The sequence below is a fragment of the Citrobacter sp. GW821-FHT02E08 genome (assembly GCF_059421685.1).
In genome coordinates, this window is the sequence record NZ_JBWKVL010000003.1 from 388,044 (window position 1) to 404,909 (window position 16,866).

The 16,866-nt window shown below is 54.6% G+C and carries 16 protein-coding genes and 1 pseudogene; 10 read left to right on the forward strand and 7 right to left on the reverse strand.

The genetic code is table 11. From position 1 onward, the window contains the following. The first annotated feature begins 26 nt into the window (after positions 1-26). From ppiA to argD, 5 genes are all read left to right on the forward strand, one after another. Entirely contained in the window at positions 27-599 is a 573-nt protein-coding gene (ppiA, locus tag AC07UY_RS06135; protein WP_162383502.1) for a peptidylprolyl isomerase A, read from the forward strand. A 106-nt stretch (positions 600-705) separates the two neighbouring features. Then, entirely contained in the window at positions 706-873 is a 168-nt protein-coding gene (ficA, locus tag AC07UY_RS06140; protein WP_494659746.1) for a FicA/YhfG family antitoxin, read from the forward strand. Continuing rightward, positions 863-1,465: a putative adenosine monophosphate-protein transferase Fic gene (locus AC07UY_RS06145; RefSeq protein WP_494659747.1), complete on the forward strand. Its 603-nt coding sequence runs from the start codon at positions 863-865 to the stop codon at positions 1,463-1,465. Before ficA ends, AC07UY_RS06145 begins: the two co-directional genes overlap by 11 nt. A gap of 31 nt (positions 1,466-1,496) precedes the next feature. Continuing rightward, entirely contained in the window at positions 1,497-2,060 is a 564-nt protein-coding gene (gene pabA, locus AC07UY_RS06150; protein WP_494659748.1) for an aminodeoxychorismate synthase component 2, read from the forward strand. 85 nt (positions 2,061-2,145) lie between these two features. After that, positions 2,146-3,366: a bifunctional acetylornithine/succinyldiaminopimelate transaminase gene (gene argD, locus AC07UY_RS06155; protein ID WP_494700808.1), complete on the forward strand. Its 1,221-nt coding sequence runs from the start codon at positions 2,146-2,148 to the stop codon at positions 3,364-3,366. On the opposite strand, the gene AC07UY_RS06160 is transcribed toward argD, so the two are convergent. Beyond that, complete coding sequence (locus AC07UY_RS06160) at positions 3,356-5,443, reverse strand: YccS/YhfK family putative transporter (RefSeq protein WP_494700906.1); 2,088 nt, start codon at positions 5,441-5,443, stop codon at positions 3,356-3,358. The two genes, argD and AC07UY_RS06160, sit on opposite strands and share 11 nt — an antisense overlap. Before the next feature lie 51 nt (positions 5,444-5,494). Beyond that, a complete protein-coding gene (gene crp / locus AC07UY_RS06165; RefSeq protein WP_000242758.1) occupies positions 5,495-6,127 on the reverse strand; it encodes a cAMP-activated global transcriptional regulator CRP in 633 nt (210 codons plus the stop codon). Between the two features lie 308 nt (positions 6,128-6,435). Between crp and AC07UY_RS06170 the strand changes: the two genes are divergently transcribed. Then, entirely contained in the window at positions 6,436-6,840 is a 405-nt protein-coding gene (locus tag AC07UY_RS06170) for an OsmC family protein (protein WP_192614277.1), read from the forward strand. Between the two features lie 46 nt (positions 6,841-6,886). Here the strand turns inward: AC07UY_RS06170 and AC07UY_RS06175 are convergent, their stop codons facing one another. The 4 genes and pseudogenes from AC07UY_RS06175 to AC07UY_RS06190 all read right to left on the reverse strand — a co-directional run bounded on the left by AC07UY_RS06175 (position 6,887) and on the right by AC07UY_RS06190 (position 9,848). Next, entirely contained in the window at positions 6,887-7,756 is an 870-nt protein-coding gene (locus AC07UY_RS06175) for a phosphoribulokinase (RefSeq protein ID WP_203359757.1), read from the reverse strand. A gap of 53 nt (positions 7,757-7,809) precedes the next feature. Beyond that, a complete protein-coding gene (locus AC07UY_RS06180; protein ID WP_192610758.1) occupies positions 7,810-8,028 on the reverse strand; it encodes a YheU family protein in 219 nt (72 codons plus the stop codon). Positions 8,029-8,030: 2 nt separating this feature from the next. Beyond that, positions 8,031-9,093: pseudogene (locus AC07UY_RS06185) on the reverse strand (hydrolase). Between the two features lie 35 nt (positions 9,094-9,128). Next, positions 9,129-9,848, reverse strand: coding sequence for an NUDIX domain-containing protein (locus AC07UY_RS06190; protein WP_494700807.1), 720 nt, complete (start codon positions 9,846-9,848; stop codon positions 9,129-9,131). A 194-nt stretch (positions 9,849-10,042) separates the two neighbouring features. Here AC07UY_RS06190 and prs point away from each other — a divergent pair, with 194 nt between their 5' ends. Further along, entirely contained in the window at positions 10,043-10,900 is an 858-nt protein-coding gene (gene prs, locus AC07UY_RS06195) for a ribose-phosphate diphosphokinase (RefSeq protein WP_494659751.1), read from the forward strand. Between the two features lie 13 nt (positions 10,901-10,913). Continuing rightward, positions 10,914-12,404 (forward strand): nicotinate phosphoribosyltransferase, encoded by a 1,491-nt coding sequence (locus AC07UY_RS06200; protein ID WP_494659752.1) that lies wholly within the window; start codon positions 10,914-10,916, stop codon positions 12,402-12,404. A gap of 70 nt (positions 12,405-12,474) precedes the next feature. Here the strand turns inward: AC07UY_RS06200 and AC07UY_RS06205 are convergent, their stop codons facing one another. Continuing rightward, positions 12,475-14,376, reverse strand: coding sequence for an ABC transporter ATP-binding protein (locus tag AC07UY_RS06205; RefSeq protein WP_494659753.1), 1,902 nt, complete (start codon positions 14,374-14,376; stop codon positions 12,475-12,477). Positions 14,377-14,504: 128 nt separating this feature from the next. Between AC07UY_RS06205 and kefG the strand changes: the two genes are divergently transcribed. Together kefG and kefB are read left to right on the forward strand one after the other, a co-directional pair. After that, positions 14,505-15,056, forward strand: coding sequence for a glutathione-regulated potassium-efflux system ancillary protein KefG (gene kefG / locus AC07UY_RS06210; RefSeq protein WP_162383517.1), 552 nt, complete (start codon positions 14,505-14,507; stop codon positions 15,054-15,056). Then, the gene (kefB, locus tag AC07UY_RS06215) at positions 15,056-16,861 is read left to right on the forward strand and encodes a glutathione-regulated potassium-efflux system protein KefB (RefSeq protein ID WP_203359764.1); all 1,806 of its coding nucleotides are present in this window, start codon (positions 15,056-15,058) and stop codon (positions 16,859-16,861) included. Before kefG ends, kefB begins: the two co-directional genes overlap by 1 nt. Positions 16,862-16,866 lie beyond the last annotated feature (5 nt).

Below are 16,866 nucleotides of genomic sequence, written 5' to 3' on the forward strand. Positions count from 1 at the left end.
GTTTCTGCTCCCGTTAAGGAAATCTCATGCTCAAATCGACTCTGGCGGCTGTTGCAGCTGTTCTCGCTCTTTCCGCTCTCTCTCCTGCAGCGCTGGCAGCGAAAGGTGATCCACACGTTCTGCTGACAACCTCTGCCGGTAATATTGAGCTGGAGCTGAATAGCCAGAAAGCGCCTGTTTCAGTGCAAAATTTTGTCGATTATGTAAACAGTGGTTTCTACAATAACACCACGTTTCACCGTGTGATCCCCGGCTTTATGGTCCAGGGCGGCGGTTTTAACGAACAAATGCAGCAGAAGAAACCTAACCCGCCAATCAAAAATGAAGCGGATAACGGTTTACGTAACACCCGTGGCACCATTGCGATGGCGCGTACGGCCGACAAAGACAGCGCCACCAGCCAGTTCTTTATCAACATCGCGGACAATGCTTTCCTCGATCACGGCCAGCGTGACTTCGGCTATGCCGTTTTCGGTAAAGTCGTGAAAGGCATGGATGTGGCGGACAAAATCTCTCAGGTCCAGACCCACGACGTGGGCCCTTATCAAAATGTTCCGTCAAAACCGGTTGTTATCCTTTCCGCGAAAGTTCTGCCGTAATCGCATTTTGCGCGGGTTGTTGATACCCGCGCTATTCCCGACCTCTGCGTAACCCGAAATTGCTGCTTATACTTGTGGCAAGTGAAGGCGCATTCAGGGAGGTCACGTGAAAAAGCTCACCGATAAACAAAAATCTCGTCTCTGGAAACATCTGCGAAACGCCAATTTCCAGGCCAGTCGCCGTCTTGAAGGTGTTGAAATCCCCCTGGTTACTCTGACCGCAGAGGAAGCTCTTGTACGTCTTGAGGCGTTGAGGAGGCACTATGAGCGATAAATTCGGTGAAGGACGCGACCCCTATCTTTACGACGGTCTCGATGTCATGCGTAACCGTTTAGGCATCCACCAGGTTCAGCGTCTGGAGCAGGCGGCATATGAACTGACGGCGTTACGCGCCGCGACCATCGAACTGGGGCCGCGGGTCCGTGGTTTACCCTACCTGTGTGCTATTCATCGCCAACTTTATCAGGACATTTTCGACTGGGCGGGAAAGTTACGTGAAGTGGATATCTATCAGGGGGACACGCCTTTTTGCCATTTTGCCTGGATCGAAAAAGAGGGCAATGCCCTGATGCAGGATCTGGAAGAAGAAGGGTATCTGTCCGGATTGCCAAAAGAGAAATTCGTCGTCAGGCTCGCGCATTACTATTGCGAGATCAATATGCTGCATCCGTTTCGTATTGGCAGTGGTCTGGCTCAGCGCATCTTCTTTGAACAACTGGCGATTCATGCTGGTTACACGCTGACCTGGGACGGTATTCAGGTGGATGAATGGAATCAGGCCAACCAGAGTGGCGCCATGGGCGACCTTTCGGCATTGCAGGCAATATTTCGTAAAGTGGTGAGCGAAGCTGAGGAAACTGAGTAGAATAGCGCGGTTCTAACGTACCGGAGCCGCCATGATCCTGCTAATCGACAACTACGATTCTTTCACCTGGAACCTCTACCAGTATTTTTGCGAGCTTGGCGCTGACGTGCTGGTCAAACGGAATGACGAGTTGACGCTGGCACAAATCGACGCACTCAATCCGCAAAAGATCGTGATTTCTCCTGGCCCTTGTACGCCCAACGAGGCCGGAATTTCGCTGGATGTGATTCGCCATTATGCCGGACGGCTGCCCATCCTGGGCGTGTGTCTGGGCCACCAGGCCATGGCGCAGGCGTTTGGCGCGACCATCGTTCGGGCAGCGAAAGTCATTCATGGTAAAACCTCGCCGATAACCCATACCGGTCAGGGGGTTTTCCTGGGGTTGCCGACGCCATTGTGTGTGACGCGTTACCATTCTCTGGTGATTGACCCGGCCACGCTACCCGCCTGTTTTGACGTCACCGCCTGGAGTGAAACCCGGGAAATTATGGGCATTCGCCATCGGGAATGGGATCTGGAAGGTGTCCAGTTTCATCCAGAAAGCATTCTCAGCGAGCAGGGGCATCAGCTACTGGCAAATTTCCTCCAGCGCTGATTTGTGGTTGCTATCTAATGATTTTTTATGCATATTTTGTGATTATAATTTCACGTTAATTTCTGCATAACTGGGTGGTCATAAGATGGCAACTGAACAAACTGCAATTACACGCGCGACTTTTGATGAGGTTATTCTGCCGATTTATGCACCGGCGGAGTTTATTCCGGTAAAAGGCAAAGGCAGCCGCGTTTGGGATCAACAAGGAAAGGAATACGTTGATTTTGCTGGCGGGATTGCAGTAACAGCGTTGGGGCATTGTCACCCGGCGCTGGTTGAGGCGCTGAAAACCCAGGGCGATACGTTGTGGCACACCAGTAACGTCTTCACGAATGAACCGGCGCTACGACTGGGGCGTAAGCTTATCGACGCGACGTTTGCAGAACGCGTGCTGTTCATGAACTCGGGTACAGAAGCGAATGAGACGGCCTTCAAACTGGCGCGTCACTACGCCTGCGTGCGTCACAGTCCGTTCAAAACCAAAATCATCGCCTTCCATAACGCGTTTCACGGTCGCTCACTGTTCACCGTAACGGTTGGCGGCCAGCCGAAGTATTCCGATGGTTTTGGACCGAAACCGGCCGACATCGTCCATGTTCCCTTTAACGATCTCCATGCGGTGAAAGCTGTGATGGATGACCATACCTGCGCGGTGGTGGTGGAGCCCATCCAGGGGGAAGGGGGATTAACGGCGGCAACCCCCGAGTTCCTGAAAGGTCTGCGCGAATTGTGCGACCAGCATCAGGCATTGCTGGTCTTTGATGAGGTGCAGTGCGGTATGGGGCGCACAGGCTCCCTGTTTGCGTATATGTACTATGGCGTGACGCCGGATATTCTGACCAGCGCCAAGGCGCTTGGCGGCGGGTTCCCGGTGAGCGCCATGCTGACCACGCAGGAGATTGCCTCTGCGTTTCACGTCGGTTCCCATGGTTCCACCTACGGTGGTAACCCGCTGGCCTGCGCGGTTGCTGGCGCAGCGTTCGATATTATTAACACGCCAGACGTGCTGGACGGCATTCAGACGAAACGGCAGAAATTTGTTCAGCATTTGCAGAAAATTGACGAGCAGTACGACGTTTTCAGCGACATTCGCGGGATGGGATTGCTGATTGGGGCAGAGTTGAAGCCGCAATATCAGGGACGAGCGCGTGAGTTTCTTTATGCGGGCGCGAATGAAGGTGTGATGGTGCTGAATGCCGGTCCGGATGTGATGCGCTTCGCCCCTTCGCTGGTGGTGGAAGAGGCGGATATCGACGAGGGAATGCAGCGTTTCGCGCAGGCCGTCGCGAAAGTCGTTAGCTCTTAATATCCCGTAACCGACGGCTGAGCCAGATCCCGTGGTGAGGCCGTTGACGCCAGGCGACCGAAGAAATGGTGTGCATGGTGTTCAGGTGGCCCAGTATGCGCTGCAGGTGTTGTTCCAGGGTACTTAATGGCCCATGGGAGAGCATCTCTGGCGCTTCCAGAATATTCACATCGCCAGAGCCGCCCGGTCCGTCATACTCCAGACGCTGCTGGCAGCGCTGGAGCGCAATTTCACACGATTCCAGATAGCGTTGCGCAAGGTCTGGCGACAGCATCGTATGTTCCCGCGCCAGCGTTGTCATCGCATTGATGTGCTCGACAATAAACTGGCTGTGCGTTACCCACAGTTTCATATCTGCCAGATAGTGCGCGTTAAATCCGGGTTCCTGCATGGACTGATTCAGCGAGTTGTACAGCGTGTTGTGCGCCTGATTGACACGCATACGCTGATACGCGAGCGGTGTTGCCTGTGGATTGCTGCTGAGGATCAGGCGGATGGCTTCCTGGTCGGCTTCCAGCGCATCGTGGGCGTTTTTGCGCAACAGACCGCTCTGCCACTGCGGCCAGAGCCAGACCGTTCCACCAAACGCGATCAGGCAGCCAATCACCGTATCAATAAACCGCGGCACAATGTACTGCTCGCCATTTAACGTCAGCAATTGCAGGGTATACACCGCAGTGACCGTAAACCCGACCGTTGCCCAGCCGTAGTTTTTGCGAATGATCAGATAGCTCACCAGCGTAATGACCAGCATGCCCGCCAGCGTGAAGCCTTCAGGGATGTGGAAGTGTAGCGTCACACCCGCAATCACCAGTCCAACCAGCGTACCCACCGAACGGTGCAATATGCGAACCCGCGTCGCGCCGTAGCCGTTTTGCGTCACAAACAGCACCGTCATCAGGATCCAGTACGGTTTCGGCAGATGTAATGCGCTGCCCATCAGGCTGGCGATACTCAGCATGACGCTGATGCGCCCGGCATTTCGCAAAGCGGGCGATTTGAAGGACAGATAGTTTTTTAGGGCCGGGATCAGCGGGAGTCGGCGTTGTTTATCCGCCATCAGGTCGCGGGCATAGAGTGGGCGCTGGGTCCGCAATACACGGGCAATGCGGCTAAAGTGCCAGTAACAGAACTGGCCCACCGGGTTATCGGGATGCTGGTTGGCGATTTTCTCCAGCGCGCCAATCTGCTTTTCCATGCTAAAGCGGGTCGGCAGGCGGTGATACAGAATATCATCGGCCAGGATGCGTAAGCGTGTGGCGACCGTTTGCGCGTTCCAGCGAATCACCTGCTCCGCATGGCTGCGTTCGACCAGCTTTTGCACCTCTTCTGGCTGATGCAGACTGACGGAGATGTGTTCCTGTAAGTCCAGCGCTTCCTGGAATGCCCGCAGCAGGCGTTTATATTCATTGTTGTGATGCGCCGACAGCATGTGCATTTGCTGGTAACACTGGGTGATGAGATCTACCGCTTTCTGTTGGCGCACCAACAAGGGTGGCAGCGCTTTTTCAGGATCCGCGTGCTGGGTGAGCAGACTGTATTTGGCTTCGCAGTAGTCGGCCAGCTCGCGGTACAACAAACTGAGTGACTCGCGTAGCGGTTGTTCACGCCAGAGCCAGAACCAAAACCAGTTAAAAAGCCCGTACCACAGGGTGCCCAGGGCATAGATCAGCAACGGCTCCCAGACGGGCATGTTACCAGCCAGGCTTAGCGTGAAAATAGCGGCGATAAGCGAGGCAGGCAGGAGTCGGGCATGCAAGGCGCTGAGTTCCGCCGTCACGCCAAGAATCAGCGTTAAACCCGTCAGAATCAGCGGCAGCGGTATTGCTTGCGCGAGCAGCAGTTGCATTGCCAGGCTGCATCCGGCAAACAGCGATGCGCCAATGACTAAGCGTTTGAAAAAGCGTTTGTGGGGGGTATCAAGCCCGGCAATGTTGCAGCAGGCGGGAACGAGAGAAAAGAGCAATCCCAGATGCAACTGGCCAATGATAAGGCCGATCGCCACAGGCAAACACAGCACCAGCGTTTGCCGCAGTGCGTAGTTGATTTCAGGGTGATAAATCAGTCTTCGCCACATCGGTGCCAACAAAAATGGCGCATTACAGGGTAATACGCCATTTCGACGGGGTTAACGAGTGCCGTAGACGACGATGGTCTTACCGTGCGCGGAGATCAGGTTCTGATCTTCCAGCATTTTCAGAATACGACCAACGGTTTCGCGAGAACAGCCAACGATCTGACCGATCTCCTGACGGGTGATTTTGATTTGCATGCCGTCCGGGTGAGTCATCGCATCGGGTTGTTTCGCCAGGTTCAGCAGAGTCTGAGCGATACGACCAGTTACGTCGAGGAAGGCAAGGTTGCCGACTTTTTCGGACGTAACTTGCAGGCGACGAGCCATCTGGGAAGACAGGCGCATCAGAATATCCGGGTTCACCTGGATCAGTTGGCGAAATTTTTTGTAGGAGATTTCAGCGACTTCACAGGCCGTTTTTGCACGTACCCATGCACTGCGTTCCTGGCCTTCTTCAAACAGGCCCAATTCGCCAATGAAATCGCCCTGATTCAGATAAGAAAGGATCATCTCTTTCCCTTCTTCGTCTTTAATCAGCACTGCCACTGAGCCTTTAACGATGTAGTACAACGTTTCTGCTTTTTCACCCTGGTGAATCAGCGTGCTCTTCGACGGGTACTTATGAATGTGGCAATGAGACAAGAACCATTCGAGAGTCGGGTCTGTTTGCGGTTTGCCAAGCACCATGCGCGGTTATCCTCTGTTATAAGCTGTCTCCAGAGCCAGAAAACGACGCTGTCTCTGGGGTTGCCAAAATATGCTTCCCGCTGCCAGGGAAGGGGGCTGCTAAAAATGTACTGCAGCCTGTAATGTGATGTCCTCTGCATACATGCAGTACGTCAATGTATTACTGTAGCATCCTGACTGTTTTAGCATAGCTTTCGCCGTGTGTCTCCTGGTGTCTCGCTTCAGCATGATGCAGGTCGCCTTCCATTGCGAGATTTGTTATGTCCGCGTAATCTGTCAGGAAAATTGAAACATTGGAGTTACGAAATATGCAAGCGCGTGTGAAATGGGTCGAAGGGCTAACCTTCCTGGGAGAGTCTGCTTCCGGCCACCAAATTTTGATGGATGGTAACTCCGGTGATAAAGCGCCGAGTCCGATGGAAATGGTGTTAATGGCCGCGGGTGGCTGCAGTGCGATTGATGTGGTGTCTATTCTGCAAAAGGGACGCCAGGATGTGACCAACTGCGAAGTGAAGCTCACTTCCGAGCGTCGTGAAGAGGCGCCGCGCCTGTTCACCCATATCAATCTGCATTTCATTGTGACTGGCAATGATCTGAAAGACGCCGCCGTTTCGCGCGCTGTTGATCTTTCTGCAGAAAAATATTGTTCTGTTGCGTTGATGCTGGAAAAAGCAGTGAATATCACGCACTCATACGAAGTGATTGCCGCGTGATCTCAGGTTGCCGGAGGGCGTGACGCTTATCCGGCAACGCTGCGCATTATTCGATTTTTTTGCCTTCCATCAGTCGCTGAACCAGCGGCAGCATAATCAACTCCATCGCCAGTCCCATTTTGCCGCCCGGCACGACTAATGTATTGATATGAGAAATAAATGAACCCTGAAGCATCGCCAGCAACCAGGGAAAATCGATCCCTTCCAGATTACGAAAATGAATAACGACAAAGCTCTCGTCTAATGACGGGATGCCTTTTGCCGCAAAGGGATTCGAGGTGTCTACCGTGGGTACACGCTGGAAGTTAATATGCGTACGGGAGAACTGCGGGGTGATGTAGTTGATGTAATCATCCATTGAGCGAACCACCGAATCCATCACCGCCTCGCGGGAGTGTCCGCGCTCGCTGGTGTCGCGGATCAGTTTTTGTATCCACTCCAGGTTCACGATCGGTACTACGCCAACCAGTAAATCCACATGGCGCGCCACGTTATGGTGCGGCGTCACTACGCCGCCGTGCAGCCCTTCATAGAACAGGACGTCGGTCGGTTCAGGCAAGGGTTGCCACGGCGTGAAGGTTCCCGGCACCTGATTCCACGGTACTGCTTCATCGTAGGTATGCAGATATTTCCGCGACTGGCCTTTGCCCACTTGTCCGTACTCGCTGAACGTTTGTTCCAGCAGACCAAAATCATTGGCTTCGGGGCCGAAATAACTGATATGCCGCCCGGCGTCCCGCGCTTTGCGGATCGCCATGTCCATTTCCGGGCGGGTATAGCGGTGAAAACTGTCGCCTTCCACCTCGGCGGCGCGTAGATTTAACTGTGAAAAAATTTTACGGAACGCGAGGCTGGTGGTGGTGGTCCCCGCGCCGCTGGACCCTGTTACCGCAATCACTGGATGTTTGGCAGACATAACAACTCCATGAATAAACACTCGTTTTAGTATAGTCGGCCCTCAGCGGGGGATTACTCGTGCAACTGCTTTTTGGGCATGATATTGACCGTTTCGTGGAGTTCAGACCACACCAGAACGGCTTCGCCACACTGTAGCTGACGTTTGACGTCGGCGACTTTTTGCGCAAGCGAACGTTCATGTTCACCATAATCGGTGCCTTCGCGCAATACAAAGCTTTCAATCAGGTTATCCAGCGTTTCAGCGGACAACTCCTGCCAGGGGATCATCATGATTATGCTTCCAGATACGTGGTGAGCCAGTCAGGGATGCGCGATTCGAGCCACATTTCCGGGCGGCGCAGCGTCCCACCGATAAAGCCGACATGCCCGCCATGCTCGGTTAATTGATACTCTACCTGCGGCGGCAGATTCTCGGGGTTCGGGATCACATGACTGTCCATAAACGGATCGTCTTTCGCGTGAATAATCAGCGTGGGTTTGGCGATCTGATTGAGCAACGGCATGGCGCTACATTGACGATAATAGTCTATCGCATCAGCAAAACCGTGAATTTTGGCAGTAATAAGATCATCAAAATCACGGATACGCCGTACCGCTTTTAGCTGCGCCAGATTGACAGGGAGCGTGCCGGGATAGGCCGCCAGCTTGCGTGACGCGTTGGCTTTGAGCAGATTGAGCAGATAGCGCTGGTAAACGCGCGAAAACCCTTTTTCCATGTGATAACTGCAGGCTTCAAGCACGAAAGGCGCGGAGACAATCACTGCCGCATCGACAGGAATACCCCGGCCTTCTTTCGCCAGCAGGCAGGCCAGCATATTGCCGCCGAGTGAATAGCCAACCGCAGCGGTGGGAACACGACCAAACTCGCGTTGTAACCACTGTAAAAACCAGGTGCCGTCTTCCGTCTCCCCGGAGTGATAAATGCGATTCAGGCGATTGGGTTCGCCGCTGCAACCGCGAAAGTGCATCACGACACCCAGCCATCCACGCTTTTGCGCGGCCTCTATGAGTCCGTGGGCATACGGGCTGTTCAGACTACCTTCAAGACCATGAAACACCACCAGACGCGGTTTGTGTTTCGCCTGATGCGGATCTTCACTCCATGCCAGATCGACAAAATCGCCGTCGGGTAATTCCAGGCGTTGCCAGTGTGGGCTGAACTGCACTTTACGGCGGATCAGTCGTGGGAGCATCGTTTGTAGATGGCGATTGCTGATGCCGCGCATCGGGCGGAACTCATACGAATCAGCGTCGGTCGGGGTCATTTCTGTGGGGGTGATTTCAACCATAGCACCAGAGCAATTAATCATCGGGAAGAATAACTATACCGCGCACACGGCTGGCAGGTTAGCCAATATGTGATTTTACGCTTAGTCAGTCAGGAGGTTACGTGAGAAAAGATGGATGTCCACCCCGGGTTTACGCCGCCAGAGACGGGCTTTACGCGTGCCTGTTGCCGCACTTTCCCCTGTCTCTTCAAACATGCCCGACGCCTCAAAACGGCGAATCAGACTTTTACGCTGAATGGCCTGACCCAGAATGATTTCGGTCGCCTCCTGCAACTGACCCTGGGTAAACGACGCCGGCAGACAATAAACGGGCAGTAACGAGTACATCGTTTTTTGCCGTAGGCGATGCAGCGCTGAGGTAATGATTTTCTCGTGGTCGAACGCCAGAGGATATTCGGCAAGCTTGTCGAGCGGCACCCAGCGGGCGTCGCTAACGCTGGCGATATGCGGCGCACAATCGGCCCAGGCGATCAGCGCGAACCAGGAGACGGTCAGGCTCCAGCCACGCGGGTCGCGGTCCGGTCCGGAGACGGTATCCAGTTGCTCCAGCCATGAAGGGGAAACCCCTGTTTTTTCTGTCAGCTTACGTAACGCCGTCGCGCGGGTGGAATCATCGCGTGCCATATCAATAAAACCGCCAGGCAATCCCCAGCGCCCTTTCTGCGGCTGCTTTGCCCGTTCGACCAGCAGGACACACAGCGTTTGTTCATGCAGGGTGAACAACACGCTATCCACTGTGACCAGGGGAGAAGGAAAGCGGCTGGCATCGTACTGGTTCAGATAGTCGGCTTCGGTTGTCATAAGGCACTCACGGTGATGTGGAACGTTCACAAGTGTACCAGCACGACATCAGGCGGCAAGGCGCGTTTTTTTCCATTACTTATCAGCTGATTAACTTCTCTGCGAAAAATTAATCAATTTTGCGCTTGCTTAATATGTGTCTTAAGGACATTATTAATTGTGTCGAAGGGACACAATTAAGGGCGGGATGAGATATGAGCGAAAAATTGACATTAACGCTGGATGAGCAGGTCTACGCCATTGCCAGCGGTGTTTTTCCGGATGGCGCTGTCTGGCTGAAGGTGACGGAGACGTTACCGCCCTCCGCTCGTCTGATGCGCATTCGCGCAGCGGCGATGCGTGATATGAACGATTTCATGCTGCTGGCGCAACTGGTTGAGGCGGTACGTCATCAGACGGATGTGTTGGTGAGTCATCTTGAACTTCCCTGGCTGCCGTGGGCGCGTCAGGACCGCCATATGGTTACCGGTGACAGCTTTGCACTGAAAGTCTTTGCCCGTCAGCTCAACACGCTGAAGTTCGACAAGGTGAAAGTGCTCGACCCGCATAGCGACGCTGCAGCGGCGGCGATAGATAACATGATCGCTGTGCCACAGGAAGCCTGCCTGATGCAAAGCGCGACTCTGCGCCGTCAGTTTCAACAACATGCGCTGATGCTGGTGGCGCCGGACGCCGGGTCACTGAAGAAAATCGATGCTGTGGCCAGAGTCGCAGGGGCAGCGGAGTACGCCATCCTGAGTAAAAAACGCGATGTGGCGAGCGGCAATCTGACCGGCTTTTCGCTGGTGGCGGGGGACGTGAAGGACCGGGATGTGCTGATTGTCGACGACCTGTGCGACGCAGGCGGCACCTTCATTGGTTCGGCGCAGGTATTACGTGATGCCGGAGCGCGCAGTGTCAGTCTGTACGTGACGCATGGCATCTTCTCGAAAGGTGTGGAACACCTGTTTGCCAATGGCATTGATGCCCTCTACACGACCACCTCGTTGGCTGCACCGACGCTGGCGCATCCGCAGTTTGAACTTATCGACATTGACGCGATTTACCGCTGAGGGAGACAACATAATGAAAATGAATCCAATTCTGGCTATCGACGGCTATAAAGTCTCCCACCGCGTGCAGTATCCGCAGGGAACCACCCGGGTGTATTCCAACTTCACACCGCGCAGCGATCGCTATTTTCAGTCGCCGCTGCCGGACGGCAAGTTGGTGTTCTTTGGTCTGCAGGGCTTTTTACAGTGGTTCCTGGTCGATCTGTTTAACGAGGCCTTCTTTGTCCGTCCGGAAGACGAGGTGGTCAACGAATATAAGCAGGTGATGGACAGTTATCTCGGTCGCGATGCCGTCGCGGTCGATCATATTCGCGCGCTGCATCAGTTGGGCTACTTGCCGTTGCATATTAAGGCGCTGGATGAAGGCACTAAAGTGCCAATGGCGGTACCGGTTCTCACCATTATCAACACCAAACCCGAGTTTTTCTGGTTGGTGAATTACCTGGAAACCGTACTGTCGGCGGAACTCTGGAAAGCCTCAACGAACGCCACCATTGCTCACCATTACCGCAAAATTTGTGAGAGTTGGGCACAGAAAACCTGTAGCGACCTGACGCACCTCGACTTTCAATGCCATGATTTTTCGTTTCGCGGCATGGCCGGTCTTCAGGACACCATGCAGGCGGGCAGTGGACATCTGTTGAGTTTTAAAGGCACGGATAGCATTCCGTCGCTGTTGTATGCCCGTGATTACTACACCGACGGCGACGCGTATTTTATCGGCGCCAGTATTCCGGCGACCGAACACAGTGTGATGTGCATGGGCGAGCGTGAACATGAGATTGAAACGTTCCGTCGGTTGATTGTCGATCTTTACCCGCAGGGTTTTGTGTCGATAGTGTCTGATACCTGGGACTACTGGCAGGTGCTGACGGAGTATACCCGTGAACTCAAAAATACCATTCTGGCGCGGGAAGGGCGGGTGGTCTTTCGCCCCGACAGCGGTGATCCGGTGGAGATCCTTTGCGGCACCGGAATGGACGAGAATGATCGCGCTGACCGCAGCCCACAAGAGAAAGGATCGGTGGAAGTGCTGTGGGAGATTTTCGGCGGCACAATCAATGAGAAAGGTTATAAGGTGCTCGACCCGCACGTCGGGTTGATTTATGGCGACTCCATCACCCTTGAACGGGCGAATGAGATCCTGCGGCGGCTGGAGGCGAAAGGGTTTGCCAGTTCAAATGTGGTCTTCGGAGTCGGTTCTTTCACCTATCAGTACAACACGCGCGACACCTTTGGTTTTGCGATGAAAGCGACCTGGGGAGAGGTCTACGGCAACGGCCGTACGATCTTTAAAGCGCCGAAAACCGATAATGGACTGAAACGCTCTGCCCGCGGTTTGCTGCGCGTTGCGCGTGATGAGCAGGGCGAATTACGTCTGCACGATGAACAAAGCTGGGTTCAGGAGCAGGAGGGTGAACTGAAGACGCGTTTCCTCGATGGGGCACTGTTCAACCGCGAACATTTTGAACAAATCCGCCAGCGGCTGGCGACGCAACGCTGATTCACCTCACCCGGTTTTCAGGTAGCAGACCGGATGGCGACGCTTCAACGTCGCTATCCGGCAATCACGGCTACTCGGCCAGCATCTGTTCGAGCTGTTCCTGTATTTCAAGCCAGGCCATTTCACACTCTTCCAGCCCTGATTTGGCGCTGGCTTGCTGTTGCAGACAGGCTGTCAGCTCGGCTTTTCTGCTCTGATCGTACAATTCGCTGTCGCCCAGTTTTTCTTCCGCCTGAGCCAGTTGCGCGTTCAGTTTCTCCATCTCTTTTTCCAGTCGCGCAATTTCTTTACGCAGTGGCTGAGTTTGCGTGCGTAGCTCCGCTTCACGGCGTTTCTGATCTTTACGCGCTTGCGCGCTATTGGCGTTGTCTTTCGGCGCGTCATCAGGCTGACTTTCCTGCTTCTGCACGTCGCTCAGCCATTGTTGATAATCTTCCAGATCGCCATCGAACGGCTCGACTTTACGGTCATGAACCAGATAGAGATCGTCAGTGGTTGAGCGCAGCAGGTGACGGTCGTGCGAAACGACAACCAGGGCCCCTTCAAAGTCGATCAAGGCTTCGGTCAGTGCCTGACGCATATCCAGATCCAGGTGGTTGGTCGGTTCATCGAGCAGCAGCAGGTTCGGACGCTGCCAGACGATCAGCGCCAGCACCAGACGGGCCTTTTCACCGCCGGAGAAACGCTGGGTTTCTTCGGTGACTTTATCGCCCTGGAAACCAAAGCCGCCGAGATAATCCCGCAGCTTCTGTTCCAGTTCCTGTGGCGCCATTCGTGTCAGATGCTGCAACGGTGATTCGTCTGCGCGCAGGAACTCCAGCTGATGCTGAGCGAAATACCCCAGTTTGATGCCTTTTGCCAGACCGATCTCCCCGCTGACAGGGTCGAGTTCGCCCGCCAGCAATTTGATCAGCGTCGATTTCCCTGCGCCGTTGCGTCCTAACAGTCCGATACGTGAGCCGGGAACCAGATTGAGTTTGATGGAGTCGAGAATAACGCGCTCGCCATATCCGGCGCTCACTTTCTCCATTTTCAACAGCGGGTTGGGCAGGCTTTCTGGCGCCCGGAAGCTGAAGTGGAACGGGTTGTCGACGTGTGCCGGAGCGATAAGCTCCATGCGTTCCAGCATCTTGATGCGGCTCTGTGCTTGTTTCGCTTTGGTCGCTTTGGCGCGGAAACGGTCGATATAGCTTTGCAAGTGCGCGACACGCTCCTGCTGGCTTTCGTACATCGATTGTTGCTGCGCCAGGCGTGTGGCTCGCTGAATTTCAAACGCGCTGTAGTTGCCGGTGTACTCGAACATCGTTTGTTGTTCGATATGAATAATTTTATCGACCACCGGATCGAGGAAGTCGCGGTCGTGGGAGATAAGGATCAGTGTCCCCTGATAGCTCTTCAGCCATTTCTCCAGCCAGATGACGGCGTCCAGATCAAGGTGGTTGGTGGGTTCATCGAGCAGCAGCAAATCTGAGCGGCAGATCAGCGCCTGGGCCAGGTTAAGACGCATGCGCCAGCCGCCGGAGAAGTCGCTGACCGGGCGCTCAAGTTGCTCATTGGAGAAACCGAGACCGTGGAGCAGACTGGCGGCGCGGGACCGTACGGTCCAGGCGTCGATGGCGTCCAGTTTGCCATGCACGGTGGCAATCGCGTGTCCGTCGTTACGTTCGTTGGCGTCGTTCAACTGCGCTTCCAACTGGCGATACTCACGGTCGCCGTCAATAACGTATTCCAGCGCAGGCTGCGGAAGCGCAGGCGTTTCCTGATTCACCCACGCCAGTTGCCAGTTGCCGGGGAAGGAATAATTGCCGCCATCGGCGCTGATTTCATTTTTTAGCAATGCCAGCAGGGTAGATTTTCCGCAGCCATTTTTACCCACCAGACCGACTTTCTGACCAGGATTGATGGTCGCTGTAGCATTGTCCAGCAAGACGCGTACGCCGCGGCGAATTTGTAACGAGGAGAAAACAATCATAAGGCGCCGTATGTTCAGACTATGTTAATTTATCATTATGATAATGTAGTGTGTGTGGGCGTACTGCCGCACTGGAGCGCAATGGTAGCCCAAAACAACGACTATACACAAAAACCGGGAGGGGGATGATGTCCCAGCCAGCGAAAGTTTTGCTGCTGTATGCCCATCCGGAATCTCAGGACTCGGTCGCCAATCGGGTTCTGCTTAAGCCGGCCATGCAGCTCAGTAATGTGACAGTGCACGATCTTTACGCGCACTACCCTGATTTTTTTATCGATATTCCGCATGAGCAGGCGCTATTGCGTGAACACGATGTGATTGTTTTTCAGCACCCTTTGTATACCTACAGTTGCCCGGCACTGCTCAAAGAGTGGTTCGACCGGGTGTTGAGCCGCGGTTTTGCCAGCGGTCCCGGAGGAAATCAACTGGCGGGAAAGTACTGGCGAAGCGTGATCACTACCGGCGAGCCGGAAAGTGCTTATCGCTATGACGCGCTGAACCGTTATCCGATGAGCGACGTGTTGCGCCCCTTTGAACTGACGGCGGCGATGTGTCGTATGCATTGGATGAGTCCGATCATTATTTACTGGGCCAGGCGACAAAGTGCGCAGGAATTAGCCAGTCATGCCAGGGCGTATGGTGAGTGGCTGGCAAACCCTGTTGTTGCGGGAGGTCGCTGATGGAAGGTTCCGATTTAATGCTGGCAGGCGTGTTGTTTCTCTTCGCGGCAGTGGTTGCGGTGCCGTTGGCTGCACGGCTGGGTATCGGCGCGGTCCTGGGCTACCTGCTGGCCGGGATCGCTATCGGTCCGTGGGGGCTGGGGTTTATCAGCGACGTTGATGAGATCCTGCATTTCTCTGAGTTGGGCGTTGTCTTCCTGATGTTTATCATTGGCCTGGAGCTGAATCCCGCAAAACTCTGGCAGTTACGGCGTTCTATTTTTGGCGTCGGGGCAGCGCAGGTGATGTTAAGCGCGGCGGTGCTGGCGGGGTTACTGATGCTGACCCGCTTCTCGTGGCAGGCGGCAGTGGTCGGGGGGATCGGTCTGGCGATGTCGTCGACCGCCATGGCATTGCAGCTGATGCGTGAAAAAGGGATGAATCGCAGTGAATCCGGGCAACTGGGTTTTTCTGTGCTGCTGTTTCAGGATCTGGCGGTGATCCCGGCGCTGGCGCTGGTGCCGCTGCTGGCGGGTTCCGCAGATGAACATTTTGACTGGATCAAAGTGGGCATGAAGGTGCTGGCATTTGCGGGCATGCTGATTGGCGGACGTTATCTGCTGCGCCCCGTGTTTCGCTTTATCGCTAGCTCGGGCGTGAGGGAGGTTTTCACCGCTGCCACCCTGCTGTTGGTGCTGGCTTCGGCGCTGTTTATGGATGCGCTGGGGCTATCGATGGCGCTGGGGACGTTTATTGCGGGTGTGTTACTGGCGGAAAGCGAATATCGCCATGAGCTGGAAACCGCCATCGATCCCTTTAAAGGCTTGCTGCTGGGGCTGTTCTTTATTTCGGTCGGGATGTCGTTAAATCTTGGTGTGCTCTACACCCATCTGTTGTGGGTCGTGATGAGCGTCGTCATCCTGGTGGCCGTCAAGACGCTGGTGCTCTATTTGCTGGCTCGCGTGTATGGCGTGAGGAGTTCGGAGCGAATGCAGTTTGCGGGCGTGTTGAGTCAGGGGGGCGAGTTTGCTTTTGTGCTCTTTTCTACCGCGTCTTCTCAGCGACTGTTCCAGGGCGACCAGATGGCGTTACTGCTGGTAACCGTCACGCTGTCGATGATGACAACACCCTTGTTAATGAAGCTCATTGATAAATGGCTTTCCAGGCAGATCAATGGCCCGGAAGAGGAAGACGAAGCGCCCTGGGTGGATGATGATAAGCCGCAGGTGATTGTGGTGGGGTTTGGGCGATTCGGTCAGGTGATTGGGCGTTTGTTGATGGCGAACAAGATGCGTATTACGGTACTTGAGCGGGATATCAGTGCCGTCAACCTGATGCGTAAATATGGCTACAAAGTGTATTACGGTGATGCCACCCAGGTGGATCTCCTGCGTTCGGCAGGGGCGGAAGCGGCGGAATCAATCGTCATCACCTGTAACGAGCCTGAAGACACCATGAAGCTGGTGGAACTGTGCCAGCAGCATTTCCCGCATTTGCATATTCTTGCGCGGGCGCGCGGACGTGTAGAAGCACATGAGTTATTACAGGTGGGTGTGACGCAGTTTTCGCGTGAAACTTTCTCCAGTGCGCTGGAGTTGGGGCGCAAAACGCTGGTGTCATTAGGGATGCATCCGCATCAGGCGCAGCGGGCGCAACTGCACTTTCGTCGCCTGGACATGCGTATGTTACGGGAGTTGATCCCAATGCATACCGATACGGTTCAAATCTCACGCGCCACGGAAGCCCGACGCGAGCTGGAGGAGATCTTCCAGCGAGAGATGCAGAAAGAACGGCGCCAGCTGGATGGCTGGGATGAATTTGAGTAGGGGAG

Excerpts from the sequence above, each read along its gene's own strand:
- kefG (WP_162383517.1), top strand. The coding sequence starts at position 14,505 with ATGTCCCAGCCAGCGAAAGTTTTGCTGCTGTATGCCCATCCGGAATCT.
- AC07UY_RS06145 (WP_494659747.1), top strand. The coding sequence starts at position 863 with ATGAGCGATAAATTCGGTGAAGGACGCGACCCCTATCTTTACGACGGT.
- AC07UY_RS06200 (WP_494659752.1), top strand. The coding sequence starts at position 10,914 with ATGAAAATGAATCCAATTCTGGCTATCGACGGCTATAAAGTCTCCCAC.
- argD (WP_494700808.1), top strand. The coding sequence starts at position 2,146 with ATGGCAACTGAACAAACTGCAATTACACGCGCGACTTTTGATGAGGTT.
- AC07UY_RS06160 (WP_494700906.1), bottom strand. The coding sequence starts at position 5,443 with ATGTGGCGAAGACTGATTTATCACCCTGAAATCAACTACGCACTGCGG.
- AC07UY_RS06175 (WP_203359757.1), bottom strand. The coding sequence starts at position 7,756 with ATGTCTGCCAAACATCCAGTGATTGCGGTAACAGGGTCCAGCGGCGCG.
- AC07UY_RS06205 (WP_494659753.1), bottom strand. The coding sequence starts at position 14,376 with ATGATTGTTTTCTCCTCGTTACAAATTCGCCGCGGCGTACGCGTCTTG.
- AC07UY_RS06190 (WP_494700807.1), bottom strand. The coding sequence starts at position 9,848 with ATGACAACCGAAGCCGACTATCTGAACCAGTACGATGCCAGCCGCTTT.
- kefB (WP_203359764.1), top strand. The coding sequence starts at position 15,056 with ATGGAAGGTTCCGATTTAATGCTGGCAGGCGTGTTGTTTCTCTTCGCG.
- ppiA (WP_162383502.1), top strand. The coding sequence starts at position 27 with ATGCTCAAATCGACTCTGGCGGCTGTTGCAGCTGTTCTCGCTCTTTCC.
- pabA (WP_494659748.1), top strand. The coding sequence starts at position 1,497 with ATGATCCTGCTAATCGACAACTACGATTCTTTCACCTGGAACCTCTAC.
- AC07UY_RS06180 (WP_192610758.1), bottom strand. The coding sequence starts at position 8,028 with ATGATGATCCCCTGGCAGGAGTTGTCCGCTGAAACGCTGGATAACCTG.
- AC07UY_RS06170 (WP_192614277.1), top strand. The coding sequence starts at position 6,436 with ATGCAAGCGCGTGTGAAATGGGTCGAAGGGCTAACCTTCCTGGGAGAG.
- prs (WP_494659751.1), top strand. The coding sequence starts at position 10,043 with ATGAGCGAAAAATTGACATTAACGCTGGATGAGCAGGTCTACGCCATT.
- crp (WP_000242758.1), bottom strand. The coding sequence starts at position 6,127 with ATGGTGCTTGGCAAACCGCAAACAGACCCGACTCTCGAATGGTTCTTG.